The sequence below is a fragment of the Candidatus Dadabacteria bacterium genome (genome assembly GCA_026708565.1).
In the GTDB taxonomy this organism is placed as follows: domain Bacteria; phylum Desulfobacterota_D; class UBA1144; order Nemesobacterales; family Mycalebacteriaceae; genus Mycalebacterium.
In genome coordinates, this window is sequence record JAPOUR010000035.1 from 15,729 (window position 1) to 38,577 (window position 22,849).

The window sequence follows — 22,849 nt, forward strand, 5'->3', positions numbered from 1 at the left end:
TCGGATAAAAGATTTTGCCAAATGGGAGTACTTGTTCACTACGGGGATTTGGCGCTCAAGGGAAAAAACCGGGGCGCGTTTGTCAAACAACTTTCGGACAACATTGAGCGCGCGACCGGGGGCCGCTGCGAGGCGGGACGGGAGCGCATAATTGTGCGGGGCGGCAACCCCGGCAACCTTGGTCGCGTGTTCGGAATCTCGTGGTATGCGCCGTATTTCGGCTGCCCGAAAAACATGGATGACATTGCCGACATGTGCCTTTGCGAGGTCGGGCGGGAACTTGAGAGGTCGCCGGGGGCGGTCAGTTTCTGCGTCCGCGCCAAAAGGGCGGACAAATCGTTTGCCGTGAACTCGTCCGAAATAGAGAGGCGTCTCGGCGAGAAGATCCGTTTGCGCTTCGGTCTGAAGGTTGACATCAAATCCCCCGACCTGCCCGTTCACATCAGGGTGGACATGGACGAGGCGCGGCTTCATTTCGGCAAAAGTCCGGGCGCGGGCGGGCTTCCGGTGGGCACGGGCGCGCCGCTTTTGTGCCTGCTTTCGGGCGGAATAGACTCTCCCGTGGCGGCGCTTTGCCTGATGAAGCGCGGTTGCGCGGTGGATTTTCTGCACTTTCACGTTTTCCCCCAAGCGTCTCCCGTGCGCGAAACCAAAATGGCCGGACTGCTCGGCGCGCTCGGCCTCTACCAGCCGTCTTCAAAAACGTTTCTCGCCCCCTACAGGTTTTTTCAGGAAAGGGTTCTCGCCGCTTTCCCTCAGGACGAAATTTTCAGGGGGTATGAGATGGTTCTGTTCAGAAGGTTCATGCTTGAGGCGGCGCGCGGCATTGCGGTCGCGCGCGGCTACGGCGGCATTATCACCGGCGACTGCATAGGGCAGGTTGCCTCCCAGACGGTTGAGAACATATCGTGCGCCTACACCGGGCTTGATTTTCTGGTGCTCAGCCCGCTTCTCGGATGGGACAAGGACGACATAATCGGAAAGGCGCGCCGCGCGGGCACTTACGGGCACAGCATTGCCCCCTACAATGAGTGCTGTTCAGTGGTCTCGCCCGCTCCCAGAACGCGGTGCAGAGTTCCCGTTCTGCGGCGGCTGAGCGCCGAGGTCGGCATGGATGACATGGTGTCCCGGACGCTTGACGGCGTTGAGATTTTTGCCGCCCCGTATAAAACGGAGGAAGAAAGTGCCGCGGGTTAGGGTGGCGCTGTGCCAGATAAACTGCCGTGTCGGGGATATCCGGCGCAACATTTCCGCCATACGCCGGGGGGCGGAAAAAGCCCTCAGGGCGGGGGCGGACGTGGCGTGCTTTCCGGAGCTTGCGGTGTGCGGCTACCCGCCCGAAGACCTGTTGCTCAAGCCCGGATTTACGGACGCGAATGCGGAGGCGGTGCGCGAACTCAAGAGCGCCGCATACCCGCTGACCATGATAGTGGGTTTTGCGGAGCGCGCCCGGCGCGGGGGGCCGGCTTACAACGCCGCGGCCGTCATATCGGGCGGCGGGGTCGCCGGGGTTTACAGAAAGAGCCTGCTTCCCAACTACGGGGTTTTTGATGAAAACCGCTACTTTGAGCCCGGCTCCGAAGCGCCGGTTTTCAAGGGCGGCGGCCTGAAAATGGGCGTTACAGTTTGCGAGGATATATGGTTTGAGGGCGGCCCCGCCGCGAGGCTGGCAAAAAAGGGGGCAAACCTGATGGTAAACATTTCCGCCTCGCCTTATTCGGCGGGCAAGCCCCGGCGGAGGGAGAGGATGCTCTCACAGCGGGCGGCGCAAGGCGGCGCGCCGCTTGTGTTCTGCAACCTTGTCGGCGGGCAGGACGAACTGGTTTTTGACGGGCACAGCGCAATTTTCAACTCCCGGGGCGAGACGGTTGCGCGGGCGCGCGGCTTTCGCGAGGATATCGTTGTGGCGGATGTTGAAATCCCCCCGGCAGGGGGCGGCGCGGCGGAGTATCGTATCCGCAGGCCGCAACCGGCAGAGAAGCCGCCCGTTTCCGCAAGTATCCGCCCGCTTGCCTCAAATGAGGAGGAGGTTTTTTCCGCCCTTGTTCTCGGAACGCGGGACTATGTTAGCAAAAACGGCTTCAAGACCGCCGTCATAGGGCTTTCCGGCGGGATAGATTCCGCCCTTGTGGCAGCAATCGGCGTTGAAGCCCTCGGCTCAGACAGGGTTGCGGCGTTCAACATGCCTTCGGTTTTCAGCTCCAAATCGGGCGTAAGGGACGCCGAAGCGGTTGCAAAAAACCTCGGCATCAGTCTCCGCTCCGTCTCCATTCGCGCCATATCGGACGCCTACGGGAGGGGCGCTCCGGAGATTTTCAAACAGCCCGGCCTTGCGTCTGAAAACATACAGGCGCGAATAAGGGGCAACATTCTGATGGGGTTTTCCAACAGGTTCGGCTCTCTTGTGCTCACCACCGGAAACAAGAGCGAGTCCGCGGTCGGCTACTCCACCCTTTACGGCGACACCGCAGGCGGGTTTGCCGTTATAAAGGACGTTAAGAAGACCCTTGTTTACAGGCTTGCCCGCCACTACAACGGGCGGCGGGGGTTTGACGCCATACCTGAGGCGGTTATCGGGAAGCCGCCCACCGCCGAACTCAGAAGGGGGCAGAAAGACTCGGACGACCTTCCCCCCTATGAGGTTCTGGATGAGATAATCACCCACTATGTTGAGCGCGACAAAAGCGTCGCCGAGACGGTGAAGTTGTGCGGCGCAAGCAGAAAGACCGTTGTCAGGATAGCCCGCCTTATAGACGGAAACGAATACAAAAGAAGGCAGAGCCCCCCCGGAATCCGCCTGACGGACAAGGCGTTCGGCAAAGACCGCCGGATGCCTATAACCAATTTGTTCCGGGATTAGGGTGGAGTAATCCGGTTACTCTCTTGTCGTTCCTTGCTACGACAAGGAATCCAGTCCCTTTCTCCCCGTCATTCCTTGCTACGACAAGGAATCCAGAGGGGGCGGGGCATTGTCAAGGGATGACAGCGTTGGAAATTGTGTTTCCAGCGTTGGAATCTGAGGTTTCAGCGTTAGAAATTGTGCTTCCAGCGTTGGAATCTGAGGTTTTAGCGTTAGAAATTCCCGATTTTACACTTTTTTTCACCCCGAAAACGCATAAAGCCCTTTATTTACGGGCTTTTTGCGTTTGCGGGGGCTGTCAGGGTCGGGATGTGAAAATTTTCCTGTCGGGTCTTGACAGGTTGGCGGGTAGCCGTAGAATGGTCGCTGTTAGTCAGTCTTAATTTAGTGCAATCCCTGTCGGGTTTCTGTTTTAATGCAAGACCCACGGGAAATAGAGCAGACCTCTAATGCACTAGTTAGACGGCTAACAAGGCCCGATGTCAAAAGATGTCGGGTCAAAGGAGAATTGAGCAATGAAAAAATCATTGACACAAACTTTTTTAACGGCGGCTTTTCTGATTGTCGGAGTGGTATCGCAAGCGGGGGCGCAGGGGTCAACGGGCTATAACGCAGGAGCGGGGTCGGTTGCGGGTAACGGCGCAGTTGCCATAGGTGTAAATGCGGGCGCAAAGGCAGAGTTTGTTCATCCCCGTAGGCATTTCTTTGGGGGAGTTGCTATTGGTCAGGAGGCAAATGCTAGCCAGTGGTCTTCAGTGGCTATCGGCGTGTTGACAAGGGCAAATAGAGGGGCAACTGCTATCGGCGATAGTGCAACTGCTATCGGCGGGGGTTCAACTGCTATCGGCCCTTCGGCAATTAGCACAGGTGATGGTTCAACTGCTATCGGCTCTCATGCAAATAGTGTGGCTTTTACTTCAACTGCTATCGGTCATTTGGCAACTAGTATAGGTGATTCTTCAATTGCTATTGGCTGGCATGCACGTAGTATTGGCGGGAGTTCAACTGCTATCGGTCATTCGACAACTAGCACAGGTAATTTTTCAACTGCTATGGGCTATCAGGCAAGGGCTACCAAACAGGGAGCAATAGCCATTGGTGGGGGTGGTGCGCCTTACAATTCTATTTTGAGGCGCAGAGTTCTCAGAGGCGCATTCGCGGAAGATGCCATAGCAATCGGTTATCTGTCATACGCTTCCGCAAACGGGGCTGTTGCTCTTGGCGGCGGAGCGAGTGCTACCGGCTTAAACTCCATAGCAATCGGGCATGAGACATCCGCCGAGTATGGACAAATCCGCATAGGGCATTCCATTCATGACGATGTAACAATCGGCAACTACTCTTTAGCCGATTTTGCGGGGAAAGCGTCACTCAACGCCGCTCAGATTAAGCAACAGCGGGAATATGAGCAATACATAGCACAAGTCCGCAATGCCGCCGAAACACAATGGGAAGAAGAAATTAAAAAGGCGGTCGGCTACACAAGAGAGCCACGCGGAGACAACGCCGCCGCATTCGGAAACGGGGCAAAAGCGCGGGGCGAGTTTTCAACCGCTTTGGGGGTTAGGTCAACGGCAAGCGACCATTCAACCGCAATCGGACAGGCGGCTAACGCGAGCGGCTACAACTCAACCGCAATCGGCAAAGACGCTTACGCTTTCACTTACGCAACGGCGGTAGGCGCAAACGCAAACGCGAGCGGCTACAACTCAACCGCTTTCGGGGCTGATATAACGGCGAGCGGGTCTAACTCAATCGCCATAGGGCATTTTTCGGAAGCGAGCGGACACAACTCAACAGTAGTAGGGTCGGGGGCGCATGCGGACGATTACTTTGCTACAAGTTTGGGCTGGCACTCAAACGCGGTAGCCAACTCCTCAAGCGCAATAGGCGCTTTTACATTCGCGGGTAATCTGGCTTCAACGGCGGTAGGCGTAAGCGCACGCGCCCTCGCTCCTTTGTCAACCGCCGTAGGGTCGGGTTCAGCCGCACAAACCGAACAGTCAACGGCGGTCGGTGTAGCGGCAGTAGCGGGATTATCTCCGGCACGGGGAGTAAATCCGGGACGCAACACATCGGCTTTCGGTATGCGGGCTTATGCGTATGAGAATGACGCAACGGCTATAGGTCATCAGTCAAGGGCTTACGGCGTAAAATCAACGGCGGTCGGTCAGGGAGCATTGACAGGCACAAGAAAAATAAACTCCACCGCCATCGGCGCAAGTTCACACGCATCAGGACACAGGACAACGGCATTAGGCGCGTATGCCAATGCGGTCGGGGATCGTTCCACCGCTTTGGGGGCTAACTCCTATGCCGAGGGGTATGATTCAACCGCCCTCGGCGCGTATGCCAATGCGGAAAGAGAAACCTCAACGGCAATCGGCTATTCGGCATTGGCAAATCATACGCGATCGGTGGCGATAGGTTTTGAGGCAAACGCTCTCAGGGGTTCAGCAACGGCAGTAGGCGCTAATGCACATGCAGCCAGCAGCGCAGTGGCTATAGGCAGATTTGCACGGGCGCTTTCAGCTAACACTATTGCCATAGGTGACAGTTCATTGTCCACCTTTGGAATCAATTCAGTGGCGATAGGTCAGAGGGTATACGTGGAGGGACAGGACTCAACGGCAATCGGGTCAAATTCGGTGGCAAGAGGGCAGTTTTCAACGGCGGTAGGTCAGAGCGCGAAAGCCGATCATTGGCAAGCCACCGCAATCGGTCAGAATGCGAAAGCGACACAGCAATGGTCAACCGCAGTAGGTCAGGAGTCAAACGCGATACAGCAATGGGCAACCGCAATAGGTCAGGCGGCGGAAGCAACGAAGGAACAGGCAACCGCAGTAGGGCAGTATGCGCGGGCATTGGGAACGGAAGCAACGGCGGTAGGTCAGCAGACTTACGCAAAGGGCGATGGTTCAACGGCGGTAGGTCAGGCGGCTAATGTGCAAAACGCAAGGTCAACTGTTATCGGACAGGGGGCTTATGCGAAACGGACAGATGCCGTTGCCGTAGGACAGTCGGCGAGAGCAAACGGCATACAATCATCGGTGGTCGGACAGGCGGCTTATGCAACCGGACCTCAAAGTGTCGCTCTTGGTTGGTCGGCAAGTGTGAACACAACAGACGCCATTGCCATTGGAGCGGGGGCAAAGGTTTATGGGGATAGAACATTGGGCATTGGCGAGGGTATCGGCGCAATCGCCATAGGGCGGAATGCCATAGCAACCGGAGATGACGCAATAGCCATAGGGCGTAATGTTCGTGCCGACGAAAATGAAACTCTGGGCGGTCAAATCCGTATAGGGCATGCAAACCAAACCGATGTGCGGATTGGTAACTACAGCCTCAATGTTTTGTTTAACAGAGTGTCAAGCCCCGCCCGTATTCCCCAACCGCCACGCCCCCCGATTCAAAGCGGGGTTGATGGTGCTTCCGCAAGGGCAAAAAGTCCGGTTGCAACGGCTGGCGGTCTGCATGTAATAGACACATCTACTAACTCCGAGGGCGCAAATGCGGATTTTGATGATGATACTGCCATTGGTGTCCGTGCGCGGACTGTTGGAGTAGGCGGAGTGGCAATCGGATACAACACAGTAGCGGGTGAAGATTCAGTTGTCATTGGGCGTAACATTTCCAGTGGCGGTAATAGCATTGCCATTGCCGCAGAGGATGCCGCCGGTATCCGTCTTGGCAAATTCCGGCTTGATAATGACCTCGGACAAATGGGCGACCCTGACAACCGCCCGACAACTGCCCATGCCCGTATCACTGATACACGGGAAAACATGATCGGCTCTATTGACGATGCCGCCGAAAACAATGATACAAGTAGCGTTCATGCCCGTATCAATCACACGCAACAGGACATTGGCAATCTCCGCTCTGAGATTGGCAATCTCCGCTCCGAAGTCGGCAGGGCTGACAAGGGGGCTGTTATGGCTATGGCTATGGAAGCCCCTTATGTTCCGACAGACAAACGGGCAACTGTCGGTATGTCTCATGCCGCATACAGAGGGGAACACGGCATAGCCGCAAGTTTCGGTGTTCGCGTAAATGAGAAGGTGCAAGTCCATTTCAGCGGGGCAACAGACACCGGATTTGATGAGAAGGCAATCAAATCAGGATTCCAATTCACTTGGTAAAGGTTCACTACCTCCCATAAAAAAGCGGCTCTTTCGGAAGCCGCTTTTTTTTGTTCTTCTGGTTTCCTGCCTTCGCAGGAAAGACTGGAAAGAGGACTGGATTCCTTGTCGTAGCAAGGAATGACGGGGCGGTTCTTTGAAAAGGAGCGGTTTTCAGTTACCTTAACCGCCCTGATTTTTGCGGATTTGCCTGTGAATTATGAGCGTTCCTTTTGAAAAACAAGGGCTTTACGACCCCGCTTTTGAACACGATTCGTGCGGAGTGGGCTTTGTTGTCAACATCAAGGGCGAAAAGTCCCACTCAATCGTTGCGGACTCGCTTACCGTGCTTGCAAACCTTGAACACAGAGGCGCGTGCGGCTGTGAGCCGGAAACCGGAGACGGCGCGGGCATACTGCTTCAAATCCCGCACGGCTTTCTCGCCCCCGAATGCGAAAAAGCGGGCGTCTCCCTTCCCCCCGAAGGCAACTACGGCGTCTGCATGATGTTTCTTCCCAAAGACGAAAAAGAGCGCGGCGCGGTTCTGTCCGCGATTGAAAAAATCACGCTTGAGGAAGGGCAGGAGTTTCTCGGCGTCCGTCCCGTGCCGACGGACAACTCGTCTCTCGGCCTCACCTCGGCGGGCTGCGAGCCGTTTGTGTGTCAGGCGTTCATCGGGCGCGGCGGCGGCACGGAGGAGGGCCTCGCGTTTGAAAGGGCGCTGTTTGTCATAAGGAAAAGGGCGGAAAACACCGCCGCCCGCGAGGGCTTTTATATCTCAAGCCTCTCGTCAAAAACCGTGGTTTACAAAGGCATGCTGACCACCGCGCAAGTGCCCGCCTACTACCCAGACCTTGCGGACAAAAGAGTGAAAAGCGCCATCGCGCTTGTCCATTCGCGCTTCAGCACAAACACCTCTCCAAACTGGAGCAGGGCGCACCCCTACCGGTTTGTCATACACAACGGCGAGATAAACACGCTGCGGGGAAACATCAACTGGATGCGGTCGCGCGAGCCCCTGCTTGCCGAAGCCGGAAACCCGTTTGCCGGACGGGAGGAAAAAATCTTTCCCGTCATAGAGCCGGACGGGAGCGACAGCGCCGCGTTTGACAACTGCCTTGAGTTTCTCACCCTGTGCGGCTACTCCATTGAGCACGCGGTCATGATGATGGTTCCGGAGCCGTGGTTCAAACACGGGGACATGGACGCGGCAAAGAGGGCGTTTTACAAATACCACGGTTGCCTTATGGAGCCGTGGGACGGCCCCGCCTCGGTCTGTTTTACGGACGGCGAAAAGGTGGGGGCGGTGCTTGACAGAAACGGCCTGCGCCCCAGCAGATACTACGTTACCTCGGACGATACGATAATTCTCTCCTCCGAGGTGGGCGTGCTTCCGGTCGCCCCCGGAAAGGTGCTTTACAAAGGGCGGCTTGAGCCGGGAAGGATGCTGCTTGTGGACACGCACGAGGGCAGGATAGTGGAGGACGGGGAAATCAAGTCCGGCCTGTCCGGGCGGTTTCCCTATGAGGAATGGACGGAAAAACATATGACGCCGCTTGCCGCCGTTGCCGCCCCCTCTTCGCCTTCCCCCCGCCTGACGCCCGAAGAGACAACGGTTCAGCAAAAGGTGTTCGGATACACGTTTGAGGAGATACGGCTTCTTCTCGCGCCGATGGCCGGGAGCGGGGTTGAGTCCGTGGGCTCAATGGGGCGCGACACGCCGCTTGCCGTCCTCTCCGTCAGGCCGAAACTGCTTTACAACTACTTCAACCAGTTGTTCGCCCAGGTGACCAACCCCCCCATAGACTCAATCCGGGAGGAGATAGTCACCGCGACCAATGTGAACCTCGGCGCGGGCGGCAACATATTCAGCCCCTCTCCCGAAAGCTGCAAAGTGATACAGGCATCCGGCCCCGTGCTGTCGGAGGAGGAAATGGAGAAACTAAAATCCCTTCCCGCCTCCGCCGTGATAGAGAGTTTCTTTGACCCCGGAGGCGGCGGGGAGGCGCTTGCCGCCGCCCTTGAGGAAATGTTCAAAAAGGCGGACAAAGCCGTGGCCGCGGGCTCAAACATACTGGTAATCTCCGACCGGGGCGCGGACGCAAAACGCTGCCCCGTTCCCGCGCTTCTTGCCACCGCGGGCCTTCACCACCACCTGATACGCGCCGGGCGCAGGATGAAAGCGTCCATAGTGGTTGATTCGGGCGAGCCGAGGGAGGTTCACCATTTCGCCCTTCTGGTCGGCTACGGCGCTTCCGCCGTGTGCCCGTATCTCGCGTTTGAGACCATACGGGGGCTTGCCGCCGGGGGCGAGATCTCCGCAGACCCTGAAACCGCGTTTTCCAACTACATCACCGGCCTCACCAAGGGGGTTGTCAAAATTATGTCCAAAATGGGCATATCCACCGTTCAGAGTTATCACGGCGCGCAGATTTTTGAGGCGCTGGGGCTCTCGGACGATTTTGTTGAAAAGTATTTCACGCGCACCCAGTCGCGCATAGGCGGAATCGGAATAAACGTTGTCGCAACCGAGGCGGCGATGAGGCACTCCGATGCGTTTCCCGCGCGCCCCGGCGCGCCCGCCGCACTTGACGAGGGAGGCGTCTATCAGTGGCGCTTTGAGGGCGAGAAGCACATGTACAACCCGCAGACGGTTCACGCGCTCCAGAAAGCCTGCCGCGAGGGCGATTACGGCGTTTTTGAGCGTTTCAGCGAACTTGTCGGCAAGGAAGAGCGCGACCGCTTTACGCTTCGGGGAATGCTTGAGTTTGATTTCACGGACAAGCCCGTCCCGCTTGAAGAGGTGGAGAGCGAGGAAGAGATAATGAAGCGTTTCAAGACGGGCGCGATGTCCTACGGCTCGCTGAGCGCCGAGGCGCACGAGGGGCTTGCGATAGCGATGAACAGGGTGGGGGGCAAGAGCAACACCGGCGAGGGCGGCGAGGACACCCGCAGGTGGAAGCCGGACGAAAACGGCGACCTCAGAAGGAGCGCGATAAAACAGGTTGCCTCCGGCAGGTTCGGGGTAACGGGCGAGTATCTTGCCAACTCGGACGAGATACAGATAAAGATGGCGCAGGGCGCAAAGCCCGGCGAGGGCGGGCAGCTTCCGGGCAAGAAGGTGTATCCGTGGATAGCGCAGGTTCGCCTCTCCACTCCGGGCGTGGGACTCATATCGCCGCCGCCCCACCATGACATATACTCCATTGAAGACCTTGCCGAGTTGATATACGACCTCAAAAATTCAAACCCGTCCGCGAGGATAAACGTCAAACTTGTATCCGAGGCGGGCGTCGGCACCATCGCCGCCGGCGTCGCCAAGGGGCACGCCGATGTGATACTGATAAGCGGCAATGACGGTGGCACGGGCGCGTCTCCCCAGAACAGCATCCAGTATGCGGGGCTGCCGTGGGAACTCGGCATAAGCGAGACGCACCAGACCCTTTTGCTCAACAACCTCAGAAGCCGCGTTGTTCTTGAGACGGACGGGCAGATGAAAACCGGCAGGGACGTTGCGGTCGCGGCGCTTCTCGGCGCGGAGGAATACGGGTTTTCAACCGCGCCGCTCATGGCGCTCGGCTGCATAATGATGAGGGTGTGCCACCTCAACACCTGCCCCGTCGGCGTGGCGACCCAGGACCCCGCGCTTCGCAAAAAGTTCACCGGAGACCCCGCCCATGTGGTCAATTTCATGCGGTTTGTCGCCCGCCAGACGCGCGAAATAATGGCCGCGCTGGGCTTTCGCACCGTTAACGAGATGGTGGGACGCACGGACATGCTCAAGTCCGTCCGCCCCAAAGGGCACTGGAAGGCGGAAAACCTGACGCTTGCCGCCGTTCTTCACCGCCCGGACGTTCCGGCACACTACGGCACATACCGCCTTACGGAGCAGGACCACGGCATTGCGGAATCTCTGGACATGAGAAAACTGCTGAAAGTGTGCGCCCCCGCCATAGAGCGGCGCGAGAAGGTTGACGCAGAGTTTGAAATACGCAACACAGACCGCACGGTCGGCACGATAGTCGGCAGCAGAATCTCTTCCGTTCACGGCTCTTCCGCCCTTGAGGATGACACCGTTACCTTGCGCTTCAGGGGCTCGGCGGGGCAGAGTTTCGGCGCGTTCGTTCCGCGCGGCATGACGATGCTGCTTGAGGGGGACTCCAACGACTACATCGGCAAGGGGCTTTCCGGCGGAAAAATAGCGGTTCTGCCGCCCGCCGAATCAACTTTTGTCGCGGAAGAAAATGTCATCACGGGCAATGTGGCGTTTTACGGCGCGACTGCGGGCGAGGCATACATACGCGGGATTGCGGGCGAGAGGTTTTGCGTCAGAAACAGCGGCGTTGACGCCGTGGTGGAGGGAGTGGGAGACCACGGCTGCGAATACATGACCGGGGGCAGTGTGGCGATACTCGGGCGCACGGGAAGGAACTTTGCCGCCGGAATGTCCGGCGGTGTCGCGTATGTTTTTGACCCGGCGGGCGATTTTGAGGCGAAAAACTGCAACACTCAGAGCGTCTCGGTGGAAGCCCTGTCGCCGGAGGACGAAACCGCACTCAAAACCATGATAATGCGCCACCTTCAATACACCCGCAGCGCGGTTGCGGAAAGGCTTCTCAAGCGGTGGGAGGAGAGCGCGGCCCGGTTCGTAAAGGTCATGCCCAATGACTACAAGAGGATGCTTGAGTGCATAAGCAGGGTTGAGGAGAGGGGTCTCAGCGGCGATGAGGCGATGATGGCGGCGTTTGAGGAAAACGTAAAGGACGCCGCGCGGGTGGGCGGCAACTAAAGGAAACGGCGATGGGAGACCCTACGGGATTTATGCGTTACGGCAGGCGGCTCGGCAAAGACCGTGAGCCGTCCGAAAGGCTGTCGGACTGGAACGAGTTTCACGGCCACCTTTCAGAAAAAGACCTCGGCGAGCAGGGGGCGCGCTGCATGGACTGCGGCGTTCCGTTCTGCCAGACGGGAGACACGCTTGCCGGAATGGCGACGGGATGCCCCGTCCGCAACCTGATACCCGAATGGAACGACCTTGTTTACAAGGGCGACTGGCGGCAGGCGCTTGAGCGGCTGCACAAAACCAACAACTTTCCCGAATTCACCGGAAGGGTGTGCCCCGCCCCGTGCGAGGGCTCATGCGTTCTCGGCATAAGCGACCCGCCCGTAACCATCAAGGCGATAGAGTGCGCGATTGTTGACAGGGGCTTTGAGGAGGGCTGGATAACGCCCGCGCCGCCTGCGGAGCGCACCGGCAAAAAGGTTGCCGTGGTGGGCTCGGGCCCCGCCGGGCTTGCGTGCGCGGCGCAGCTCAACAAGGCGGGGCACTCCGTGGTTGTTTACGAGAGGGACGACCGCATCGGCGGGCTGCTGATGTACGGCATTCCCAACCCCCACCTTGACAAGAGGGTGGTGGAGAGAAGGGTTGACCTTCTTGCAAAGGAGGGGGTTGAGTTTGTGGCGGGCACGGAGATAGGCGCGGACGTGCCGCCGGGCGAGCTTGTAAGTTCCAATGACGCGGTTGTTATCTGCACCGGCGCGACAAAGCCGAGAGACCTTGACGTGCCGGGCAGGAAGTCAAAGGGCGTTTATTTTGCGATGGATTTTCTGAGGGAGAACACCGGAAAACTTCTGGACAGCGGCTTCAAAAGTTCCGGAGACATATCCGCCGCCGGCAGGGACGTTATCATCCTCGGCGGCGGAGACACCGGGACCGATTGCGTTGCCACCGCGATGAGGCAGAAGTGCAAAAGTCTGCTTCAGTTTGAAATCCTTCCCCGTCCTCCCGCCGGGCGCGCGGCGGACAATCCGTGGCCGCAGTGGCCCCGCGTTTACAATCTGGACTACGGCCAGCAGGAGGCGATGGCGGTGTTCGGCGAAGACCCGCGCAAGTATCAGGTTCTCACAAAGAGCATTGAGGCCGATGAAAACGGCGCAGTCCGGGGGCTCAAAACCGTCCGCATCAACTGGAAGAAAGGGGCGGGCGGGCGCATGGAGATTGAAGAGCAGCCCGGAACGGAGCAGTTCTGGCCCGCGCAAATGGTGTTTCTTGCGCTGGGATTTCTGGGGCCTGAGCAGACCATCATAGAAAAACTGGGGCTTGAGACCGATGAGCGCTCAAACATCCGCGCCGGTTACGGCGAATACCGCACGAGTGTGGACAAGGTTTTCGCCGCCGGAGACGCGAGAAGGGGGCAGAGCCTTGTCGTGTGGGCGATAAACGAGGGGCGCGAAGCCGCAAGAGAGTGCGACCGCTACCTTATGGGCTCAACCCGCCTCCCCTGACGGCGATGGAAAATTTAACCCCGAAACAGCAACTTGCCGCGGTCGCGCGGGGCTCTGAAAGGGTGGTGTCCGACACCGAACTGATTGAAAAACTGGGCGAGTCCCGCCCCCTTCGCGTAAAGGCGGGTTTTGACCCGACCGCGCCCGATCTGCATCTCGGCCACTGTGTTCTGCTCCGCAAACTGAGGGATTTTCAGGACATGGGGCACAAGGTTCTTTTCCTCATCGGCGACTGGACGGCGCAGATAGGTGACCCCAGCGGCAGGACGGACGAGAGGCCGGTTTTGTCGCCTGAGGAGATCAGGGAGAACGCAGAAACCTATGAAAAGCAGGTTTTCCGCATACTTGACAGGGAAAAGACCGAGGTGCGGTTTAATTCCGAATGGCATGAGGGGATGAATTCCCGCGACCTTATGGGGCTTGCGTCCATGGCGAATGTTGCGAGTCTGCTTGAAAGGGAGGATTTCCGCGCCCGTTACAGGGAGGGAAAGCCCATATCGGTGAAGGAGTTTTTCTATCCGCTGATTCAGGCGTATGACTCGGTTGCGCTTGAGGCGGATGTGGAGATAGGGGGAACAGACCAGACCTTCAACCTGCTGCTTGGCAGGGAGGTTCAGAAGCGGTTCGGCATGAAGCCGCAGGCGTGTGTGCTCCTTCCCATCCTTGAGGGGCTTGACGGGGTGAACAAGATGTCCAAATCGCTCGGCAACTACATAGCCGTGGAAGACGCGCCGGAGGATATGTTTGCCAAAGTCATGTCCGTTTCGGACGATTTGATGTGGAGATACTATGAACTGCTCAGTCAAAAAACGGCGGAGGAGATAAAGAAGTTAAAAACGGGGCATCCGATGGACGCAAAGAGGGATCTTGCGTTTGAGATAACCGCATGGCTTGCGGACGGAAAGAAGGCGGCGGCGGCGGCGGACGCCTTTGCAGGCAAGTTTTCAAAGAGGGAGTTTCCCGAAGACGCCCCGGAGAGGGTTTTTTCGCGGGGGAAGGTAAAGACCGTGCTTGATCTGGCGGTTGAGGTTTCCGGTTCGCTGAAAAGCCGGGCGGAGGCAAAGCGGCTGATAGGGCAGGGGGGGTTGACGATAAACGGGGAGAAGCATTCCGACCCCTCAGGGGCGATTCCCGAAGGGGAGGAGTTTGAGGTTAAAATCGGGAAGAAAGAGTTTGTCCGGGTTTTGGAAGGGAAATAGTATGTCTTTTCAGGGGTTTGGGCGATTTATAGCAAGTTATAAGCGGTTTGGCGTATATGGCGTTATATGACCTTATATGATGTTATATTGACATATATTTTGTTATAAATTACTATCCGTTTCGTAATGAAGCCTGTTAACAATCCGTTTTCGCCGGGGGCGGGTTCTCCTCCGCCCGCGCTTGTGGGTAGGGAGGATATTCTGGAGCGGTGTCGCATTCTTCTGGCGAGGGTAAGAGCCGGGCGTTCGGAGAGGAGCATGCTCCTTACGGGGTTGCGCGGTGTCGGCAAGACGGTGTTGCTGAATGAGATGGAGATAGTGTCGCGCAATGAGGGGTGTTACCCGGTGCTTATTGAGGCGTCCGAGGAAAAGCCTTTCGCCTCCCTGCTTGCTCCCAGTTTAAGAAGGTTGCTTTTTGATTTGGACAGGATGGCCGCCGCAGGCGACAAAGCCCGCCGCGCTCTGGCGGTTTTGAAGGGGTTTGTCGGGGCCGTCAAACTGTCCGTGGGAGACATAACCGTCAACATAGACATAGACCCCGAAGTCGGGGTTGCCGACAGCGGGGATATGGAGGCCGATTTGCCAGAGTTGTTTGTCGCCATAGCGGAAGCCGCTCAGGAAAAGGGGACGGCGGTCATCATTCTTCTGGATGAGGTTCAGTATTTGAAGGATGCGGAACTCGGCGCTCTGATGATGACGATGCACAAGATGCAGCAGCGTCAGTTGCCGCTTGCTCTCGTGGGGGCGGGGCTGCCCGTTCTTCCGGGTCTTGCCGGAAGGATCAAATCCTACGCCGAGCGGCTGTTTGATTTTCCGCACATAGGCGGTTTGTCCAAAGAGAACACTTATGAGGCTTTGCAAGAGCCGGTTTCGGAGAGAGGGGTTCGGTTTGAGGAGGATGCTCTCGGTGAGATATTCAGAATGTCCGAAGGGTATCCGTATTTTCTTCAGGTGTGGGGCTATCAGGCGTGGAATCATGCGGTGGAATCCCCCATAACAGTTGAACTGGTAAGGCAAATTTCCCCGAAGGTTGTTGACCATCTTGATGAAAACTTTTTCCGTGTCCGCTTTGACAGGCTGACCCCGACGGAAAAAGAGTTTCTGCGCGCCATGGCTGACATAGAGGGGAATGAGAAGCGCACCAATGATATTGCCGCCGCGCTGGGGAAGGAGACAAGCAGCACAAGCCCGATTCGCAGAAATCTTATCAACAAGGGAATGATTTACAGCCCCTCTCACGGAAACTTGGCTTTTACCGTGCCGTTGTTTGATGAGTTTATGCGGAGGGCTATTGCCGTAAGCGGGGGTGTTTGACAATGTTCGCTTTGTCCATTCTACTTAAGAAAGCGCATATCTTGCAGATGGTCATGTTCGTAAAGCAACCTGAAATGAACGGAAGGCGGGGGTTTGAGGGGGAGTTGACGCCGTGAGCGGTGGAAGGGAAATGCGCGGTCTGTTTGTTGCCGACTGCGTTGATTTTATGCGGGAAATGCCCGAAGGTTGCGTTGACCTGACGGTTACCTCCCCGCCGTATGATTCCCTGAGGGACTACAAAGGTTACAAGTTTGATTTTGAATCCGTTGCCGAAGGGTTATACAGGGTAACGGCGAAAGGCGGGGTTGTCGTGTGGGTGGTGGGCGACCGCATAAACGGCGGGCGCAGCCTTACAAGTTTCCGGCAGGGGATTTACTTTCAGGAAATCGGTTTCAATATGCACGATGTGATGATCTACCGGAAAAAGAACACGCCCTTTATGCGGAGCAATGCCTACACAAACTGCCATGAGTTTATGTTTGTCTTAAGCAAGGGGAAGCCCAAAACATTCAATCCGTTGAAAGAGGATACAGTCAGGCACGGTTTTGAGATGGTGGTGCACAACAAGGGCGCGGACGGGGTTAACAGGAAAAACCTGAAAGAGTTGAAAAAACAGAAGACAAAAACAAATATATGGGCGTATGCGGTCGGCATGGGCGGGACCACTTCCGACAAGGTGGCGTTCAAGCATCCGGCGGTTTTTCCGGAGAAACTGGTTGAGGATCATATTCTCTCATGGACAAATCCTCATGACCTTGTGTTTGACCCGATGTGCGGCTCTGGAACGACCTGCAAGATGGCGACCATAAACCGGCGCAAGTATATCGGCGTGGATATTTCAGAGGAATATATTGAGATTGCAAAGAAGCGGCTGGGGCAATATAGGAGTTTAGAGGATGTCGCCTGAGTGGGTTGTCTGCGTCAAAGGGAAAGGCAATCTGCATGAGGGAGGCAAACCGGAGAGAAGGGAGAGAACCTTTCCGATCAACTCGGTGGGTCTTGTCCAACAGCGCGATTCAAAATCCGTTGTTGTCTGGCTGATTGGCAGGAATGAAATATGGACTGTTCCGTCAGGCGCGGTCAAGGGTGTTGATGTTGTAAAGACGGGAGACAAACACGCCAAAAAGATTTGCAATGTCTGCCACTGTCTTTTGCCGGTGTCCCGGTTTGCGAGGAATCAGAATAACAAACACGGAATTATACGCCGTCCGAGTTGTGTGAAGTGCCGAACCGATATTGACAAGAGAGCGCCAAAGAGCAGTCAGGCAAAAAGGATGGAGAAAGAGAGGCCGCCTGTCGGCAGTCCGTTCAAGTGTCCCATCTGTCAGAAGCGGTCAATAGTGGGGATAACCGCCAAGGTTGTTGCCGACCATGACCACCATACGGGGAATATACGAGATTTTATTTGCGACAGTTGCAATACGGGGCTTGGGCGGTTTAAGAACGGGGAGAACTATTTGCATAATGCGATTGAGTATCTCAGGGAGAGGGATGAACTTAATGCGGGGGAGTGATTAGGAGAGAGTTTAATGAGTGAAGAGAAATTGACAGCGGAAGAGTATTTGAAGCGGGGGTATGACAAGTTTAATTCCAAGCAATACGAAGAGGCGATTGCGGATTATAGCAAAGCCATTGAAGTTAATCCTCAGTATGCGGAATCCTACAACAATCGGGGCATTGCCAAAGCAAGGCTTGGGCAGTATTTAGAAGCGATTGAAGATTTTAATAAAGCAATTGAACTTAGTCCTGAGTACGGTGATGCGTATATCAACCGGGGCAATGCCGAAATGGAAATTGGTCAGTATCAGGAAGCGATTGCGGATTATGGTAAAGCCATTGAACTCAATCCTCAGGATGCCTATGCCTACTACAACCGAGGCAATGCCGAATCAAGACTTGGTCGGTATCGGGAAGCGATTGAGAATTACAGCAAATCTATTGAAATAGATTCTCAGGATGCCGAAGTCTACACAAACCGAGGCAATGCCAAATCAGGACTTGGTTGGTATCAGGAGGCTATTGAGGATTATAATAAAGCCATTGAACTCAATCCTCGCCATGCCGAAGCCTATCTTAACCGAGGTGCTGCCAAGTCAATTCTTGGGCTGAATTCGGAAGTGATTGAAGATTGTAATAAAGCCATTGAACTCAATCCTCAGGATGCCTATGCCTACTACAACCGAGGTGAGGCTTACAGCAGATTAGGAGAAAAGGAGAACGCTCTTAAGGATTTTAAAAAAGTACAGGAACTTGATCCAACAGTTATGGGGAGAGTAGAAGCCAAAAAAGCCACTGACCCTCTGCAGAGGGAAATCAAAGAGACTGGAGAAAAAGTAAAAGAAACTAAGGAGTTTCAGAAAGTTTTCAAAGACTTGAGAAATACTTATGAAAAGACAAGTGCTATATGGTTTTTACTTTCTGTCTTTATGGTGATTTTAACTTCTATAGCATTCTTGTGTGCTCCAAAATTAGCAAATCAATATGAATCTCTTGAAAAAGTTCCTTTTTTGTTCTATGGCATATACATATTTTTAACTTCAGTAACTTTTATTGTGATTCGTCGGTTCACTAATGTAGAAGAGATTGATTTGGAGTCTGATAATCGTCTTGCTATGGCGAAATTGTTTGAGTTTATAGTTCAAACTCCGGATTTACGGGAGAAATATGGTGACCTTATCCCACAACTCGCTGATGCTATGATTTACAGCATGTATAAGAAATCAAGAACAGAGAAGAGCAGTAATTTTGTTTTACAGGAAATCAAAGACGGGATGAAAGACAGAGGTATCTCTAAATGAATGACCTGATACAGCGCGGATTGAAAGAGCCGTTAATCAAATTTGATGACAACGACAACCCGACCCGCATAACATACATTCAGCACGACATAACCCGTAGATGGGCAAACCCCGAAGAGAAGGTTCAGGCGGAAACATACATCAAACTGGTTTTAGATTACTACTACCCGCCTGAACTCATGGATTTGTTTGTGTCCGTTACTATGGGTTCTGAAAAGAAACAGGCGGACATCATTGTTTATAAGGATGAAAGCCACAAATCACCCTACATTGTTATTGAGTGCAAGAAACAGGAAGTCTCAGAGGCGGAGTTTGCTCAGGCGACTAACCAAGCATTCAGTTATGCGGTCGCGGAAGGGGCAAGATATGTATGGACAACTTCCGGGCTTAAAGATGAATACTATCAAGTAGAGGATAAGAGACCTAAAAGCAGAACCACTGTTTCAGACATTCCCCGGTTTGGTGTTGAGGGAGTTAGTGAATACAAATATGCCAAAGGCGGGATAGGGCCGGACGGTCAACCGCTTTCAGAGATTAAGGCTATTTCAGAAGGCGAACTTACGCGCCGCTTCAAACAAGCCCATGACGCTCTTTGGGGCGGAGGTGAACTTCATCCGTCCGCCGCTTTTGATGAACTGGACAAGTTGATCTTTTGCAAACTGTGGGATGAGAAGAAACCGCGTAAAAGAGGAGAGCCTTACGATTTCCAAATAATCACGACAACTAATGTAAAGACCGGCGAAGATGAAACCGATAAATCTTTGAAGGAAAGGGTTGATGCTCTCTATGAGCAGGGAAGACGGAAAGAGCCGGAAGTTTTCAGTGAAGGCATACGGCTTTCTCCGGCTAAACTCCGCACAATTGTATCTTACTTGCAGGAAGTAAATCTTTCCGAAACAGACCTTGACAGCAAAGGAAAGGCGTTTGAAACCTTTATGGGTTCATTCTTCCGGGGCGATTTCGGTCAATTCTTTACCCCGCGCCCGATTGTGAAGTTTATTGTTGATGTTCTGCCGATGAATAATGACTCAATGGTTCTGGACACCTCTTGCGGTAGCGGTGGCTTTCTTCTTCACGCATTGGACAAGGTAAGGAAACAGGCGAGCGAATACCATCCCGATGAAGCCCCCACAGAATCAAAGCAAGAGGGTAAGAACCACTACAAATACTGGCATGACTTTGCCGAGAAGAATCTCTTCGGCATTGAAATTAACGAGCAAATTGCCCGTGTTTCCAAGATGAATATGATCATTCACGATGACGGGCATACAAACGTTGTTAATGCGGACGGATTGCTTCCTTTTGAAGACATAAAGGATGAGAAAGATAATATAATCTTGGAAAGCATAGCAAACAAAACCGGAAACCGCCATTTCAAACCCAACAGTTTTGATTTCATTATAACTAATCCGCCCTTCGGTTCAATCATTCGCCAAACAGAAAAGGCATATCTTCACCAATACAATTTTGCTTGGAAAGGAGTCCATTGGCTTGATTTGAAAGGATTGGTGAAATCTTTAAGAGAAAACCAAAGCACGGAAGTTTTGTTTATTGAACAGGCGCATAACTACCTGAAAGATGGCGGTTACTTGGCTATAGTCATTCCTGACGGGATACTGAACACTTCCAGTTTGCAGTATGTACGCGACAGCATTGAGGAGAAGTTTCGCATTGTGGCAGTTGTCTCAATGCCGCAGACCGCTTTTCAGGCAACGGGAGCCGGAGTTAAGAGTTCAGTGATGTTTTTGAAGAAACATACAAGAGGCGCTACCGAACAAATAACAAAACACAAAGAGGACTTGCAGGAAAAAATCAAAAAAGAGAATGACTACTCAAGCCAATACAATGCAAAAGAGGATGAAAAGAAAACGCATCTTCAAGAGTTGCGGGGGTTTGACAATTCGGGCGGATTGGAAGGCAAAGCATTGAGGCAGTCTGATGAATATAAGCAATGGAGAAAAGAGGTCAATGCACACTACAAAGGCAAAATTGATGAACTCAAGGAAAGTTTAATTGAGCAGTATCTGGAACAGAAAGAAACAACTCTTAATGACTATCCTATCTTTATGGCAATCGCCGAAGATATTGGTTACGACGCTACGGGTAGAGATACAGGTAATAATGAGTTGGAAGCAATAGGCAAAGAACTGAAAAGGTTTATTGAAAGTATTGAAAAGGGGAAAGTATGAGTCTTCAGATTTCATCAAAAGTAGACAAGAATAAAGTTTTTCTTGTTTGGCAGAGCGAATTAAGAGGAAGGCTTGATTCTGCGAGCTATAGTGTCAAAAATATATTTACAGGATCATTATTTCCTCTCCAAAGACTCAAGACACATTTCATTATAAATCCTCAACAAAAAGAAAAAACAGTGCCCTTTGACACTTATGCGTTTATTCCAATGGAAAATGTTAGCGAAGAAGATGCTTCTATTGCAAAGATTGGTACTATACAAGGAAGTGATTCCAGAGGTTACACTACATTCCTTGAGAGAGATTTAATTTGTGCAAAGATAACTCCTTGTATGGAGAATGGCAAAATGGCAATAGTAAAAGACTTGCCAAGCCAAATAGGGTTTGGGTCAACAGAGTTTCATGTTTTTAGGGAGAAAACTCATAAGGTGTCTGTAGAGTTTTTGCGGAGTTTGTTCCTTTTACGCAGTTTTAGGGACTATGCAAAGTGTAATTTTACAGGTAGCGCTGGACAACAAAGAGTTCCTACAGAGTTTTTCGATAAACTCGAAATCCCTATACCTCCGCCGAAGATACAATCTAAGATTGTAACCCAAATAGATGCTGCCTATGAAGCCAAAAAGAAAAAAGAGTCAGAGGCCCAACAACTACTTGACAGCATTGAAAGTTACTTATTGAGCGAGTTGGGGATTAGGCCACCTAAGCAGGAAGAAAACAGCCTTGTCAATCGTATGTTCACAAGACACTTCCGCGAGATGTCAGGTGGACGGCTTGACCCTTTTTATTACAAAAACACCTTTGAAGAAGCAAAAAAATCTTTAGAGAAGGGTAGATATCCTTTGATGTTATTAAAAGACTTGGCTTCATTGATTGAAAGCGGCAGTCGTCCATCTGGTGGAGTAGCAACTTTAACTGATGGGGTATTGAGTTTCGGAGGAGAGCATATAAACAATCAGTGTGAAATTGAAGTGAAAACCCCTAAGTATATTCCTTATGATTTCCATAAGGCAAATCTGTCTACTGAAACAAAGGAGAATGATGTATTACTTGTGAAAGATGGAGCAACAACAGGAAAGATTGGAATTGTAGAAAACCAAGAACATGTGGGTCAAAATATCAATGAGCATGTTTTTTTACTTCGTTTTGCACATAGTATGAACCCATATTATTTTTTGAATCTGGCAACCACACATCTTTATCAAATTCTCATTCAAAGAGTCATTGCCGGAGCAACGGTAATGGGATTGACAAAAGATATAGTCAAAGCATTTCAAATACCACTTCCACCCATAGACAAGCAAAATGAAATCGCTGACAATATCTCAGGCATTCGTAATCAGGTGCGGACATTGCAAGAACAAGCGAAAGAGGAAGTAGAGCAAGCAAAGAAAGAAGTAGAAGTGATGATATTGAGAGATAGTCAATGATTTTAAGAGGAATAATGGGCAGATCACTAGGTGGAACTGTATGTATTCGTGGCTTTGCGCCTTTGGGAGATTTAGCTTCTGTATCAAAAGCGGATATAGGTTATCAAAGAGATCTTATAAAAGATCAAGAAGAAACCATAAAGAAGTTTCTTCAAGATAAAGAATACTTGTTTTTCCCTGAGATTATTCTTTCATTTAATAACATTCGAAACCTTGAAGAACTTCAAAATATTGAATCAGGTAAGAAAATGTCCTATGCAATGTCTGACGAAGTTTCTTCTTCTGCTAAACATCTAACGCTATCAGGCGATCTGTTAACATTTGATGGAAGACCTCTGATGTTTTCTTCAAAGTATGGATATGAAGTGGGACCACAGCGTTTAATTATTAGTTCTAGAAAACAAAAATACAATGTAAGTACTGATACTGGACAATTGTCAGACATTCGCATAGCAACCATTGAATTGAAAGGCACTTATAAATTTTTCCATCGTATTGATGGAAATCATCGATTAAGTGCAGCGGAGGAATTTAAAGATGATCCCACCATTACTTCTCTTCAAACTCCTTTCTGTTTGATTCTCTTGCCACAAGGAGGAGGAAAATTTGAGAAAACAATTTTCCATAACATCAATTTCAAACATATACCTTTG

Annotated in this window: 13 protein-coding genes; all 13 read left to right on the forward strand. The window is 52.8% G+C overall.

Annotated elements, in window-relative coordinates; all coding sequences use genetic code 11:
- Window positions 1-21 precede the first annotated feature (21 nt).
- Window positions 22-1,197, forward strand: coding sequence for a tRNA 4-thiouridine(8) synthase ThiI (gene thiI, locus OXF42_04550; protein MCY4047363.1), 1,176 nt, complete (start codon window positions 22-24; stop codon window positions 1,195-1,197).
- Complete coding sequence (locus OXF42_04555) at window positions 1,184-2,860, forward strand: NAD+ synthase (protein ID MCY4047364.1); 1,677 nt, start codon at window positions 1,184-1,186, stop codon at window positions 2,858-2,860. Before thiI ends, OXF42_04555 begins: the two co-directional genes overlap by 14 nt.
- Before the next feature lie 515 nt (window positions 2,861-3,375).
- Window positions 3,376-7,005, forward strand: a complete 3,630-nt coding sequence (locus OXF42_04560) for a hypothetical protein (GenBank protein ID MCY4047365.1) — start codon at window positions 3,376-3,378, stop codon at window positions 7,003-7,005.
- Window positions 7,006-7,204: 199 nt separating this feature from the next.
- Window positions 7,205-11,773 (forward strand): glutamate synthase large subunit, encoded by a 4,569-nt coding sequence (gene gltB, locus OXF42_04565; protein ID MCY4047366.1) that lies wholly within the window; start codon window positions 7,205-7,207, stop codon window positions 11,771-11,773.
- Between the two features lie 11 nt (window positions 11,774-11,784).
- The gene (locus tag OXF42_04570) at window positions 11,785-13,269 is read left to right on the forward strand and encodes a glutamate synthase subunit beta (GenBank protein MCY4047367.1); all 1,485 of its coding nucleotides are present in this window, start codon (window positions 11,785-11,787) and stop codon (window positions 13,267-13,269) included.
- A gap of 5 nt (window positions 13,270-13,274) precedes the next feature.
- Entirely contained in the window at window positions 13,275-14,468 is a 1,194-nt protein-coding gene (tyrS, locus tag OXF42_04575) for a tyrosine--tRNA ligase (protein ID MCY4047368.1), read from the forward strand.
- 126 nt (window positions 14,469-14,594) lie between these two features.
- Window positions 14,595-15,782 (forward strand): ATP-binding protein, encoded by a 1,188-nt coding sequence (locus OXF42_04580; protein ID MCY4047369.1) that lies wholly within the window; start codon window positions 14,595-14,597, stop codon window positions 15,780-15,782.
- A gap of 130 nt (window positions 15,783-15,912) precedes the next feature.
- A complete protein-coding gene (locus tag OXF42_04585; protein MCY4047370.1) occupies window positions 15,913-16,689 on the forward strand; it encodes a site-specific DNA-methyltransferase in 777 nt (258 codons plus the stop codon).
- A complete protein-coding gene (locus tag OXF42_04590) occupies window positions 16,679-17,296 on the forward strand; it encodes an endonuclease domain-containing protein (protein MCY4047371.1) in 618 nt (205 codons plus the stop codon). The genes OXF42_04585 and OXF42_04590 overlap by 11 nt, the downstream gene beginning before the upstream one ends.
- Window positions 17,297-17,311: 15 nt before the next feature.
- A complete protein-coding gene (locus OXF42_04595) occupies window positions 17,312-18,580 on the forward strand; it encodes a tetratricopeptide repeat protein (GenBank protein ID MCY4047372.1) in 1,269 nt (422 codons plus the stop codon).
- Window positions 18,577-20,769 carry an N-6 DNA methylase gene (locus tag OXF42_04600; protein ID MCY4047373.1) on the forward strand — a complete coding sequence of 731 codons (2,193 nt, stop codon included), beginning with the start codon at window positions 18,577-18,579 and terminating at the stop codon, window positions 20,767-20,769. Before OXF42_04595 ends, OXF42_04600 begins: the two co-directional genes overlap by 4 nt.
- Window positions 20,766-22,196, forward strand: a complete 1,431-nt coding sequence (locus tag OXF42_04605; protein ID MCY4047374.1) for a restriction endonuclease subunit S — start codon at window positions 20,766-20,768, stop codon at window positions 22,194-22,196. The genes OXF42_04600 and OXF42_04605 overlap by 4 nt, the downstream gene beginning before the upstream one ends.
- Window positions 22,193-22,849 (forward strand): hypothetical protein (locus tag OXF42_04610; protein MCY4047375.1); only part of this gene is annotated, 657 nt, incomplete at its 3' end. The genes OXF42_04605 and OXF42_04610, both read left to right, overlap by 4 nt.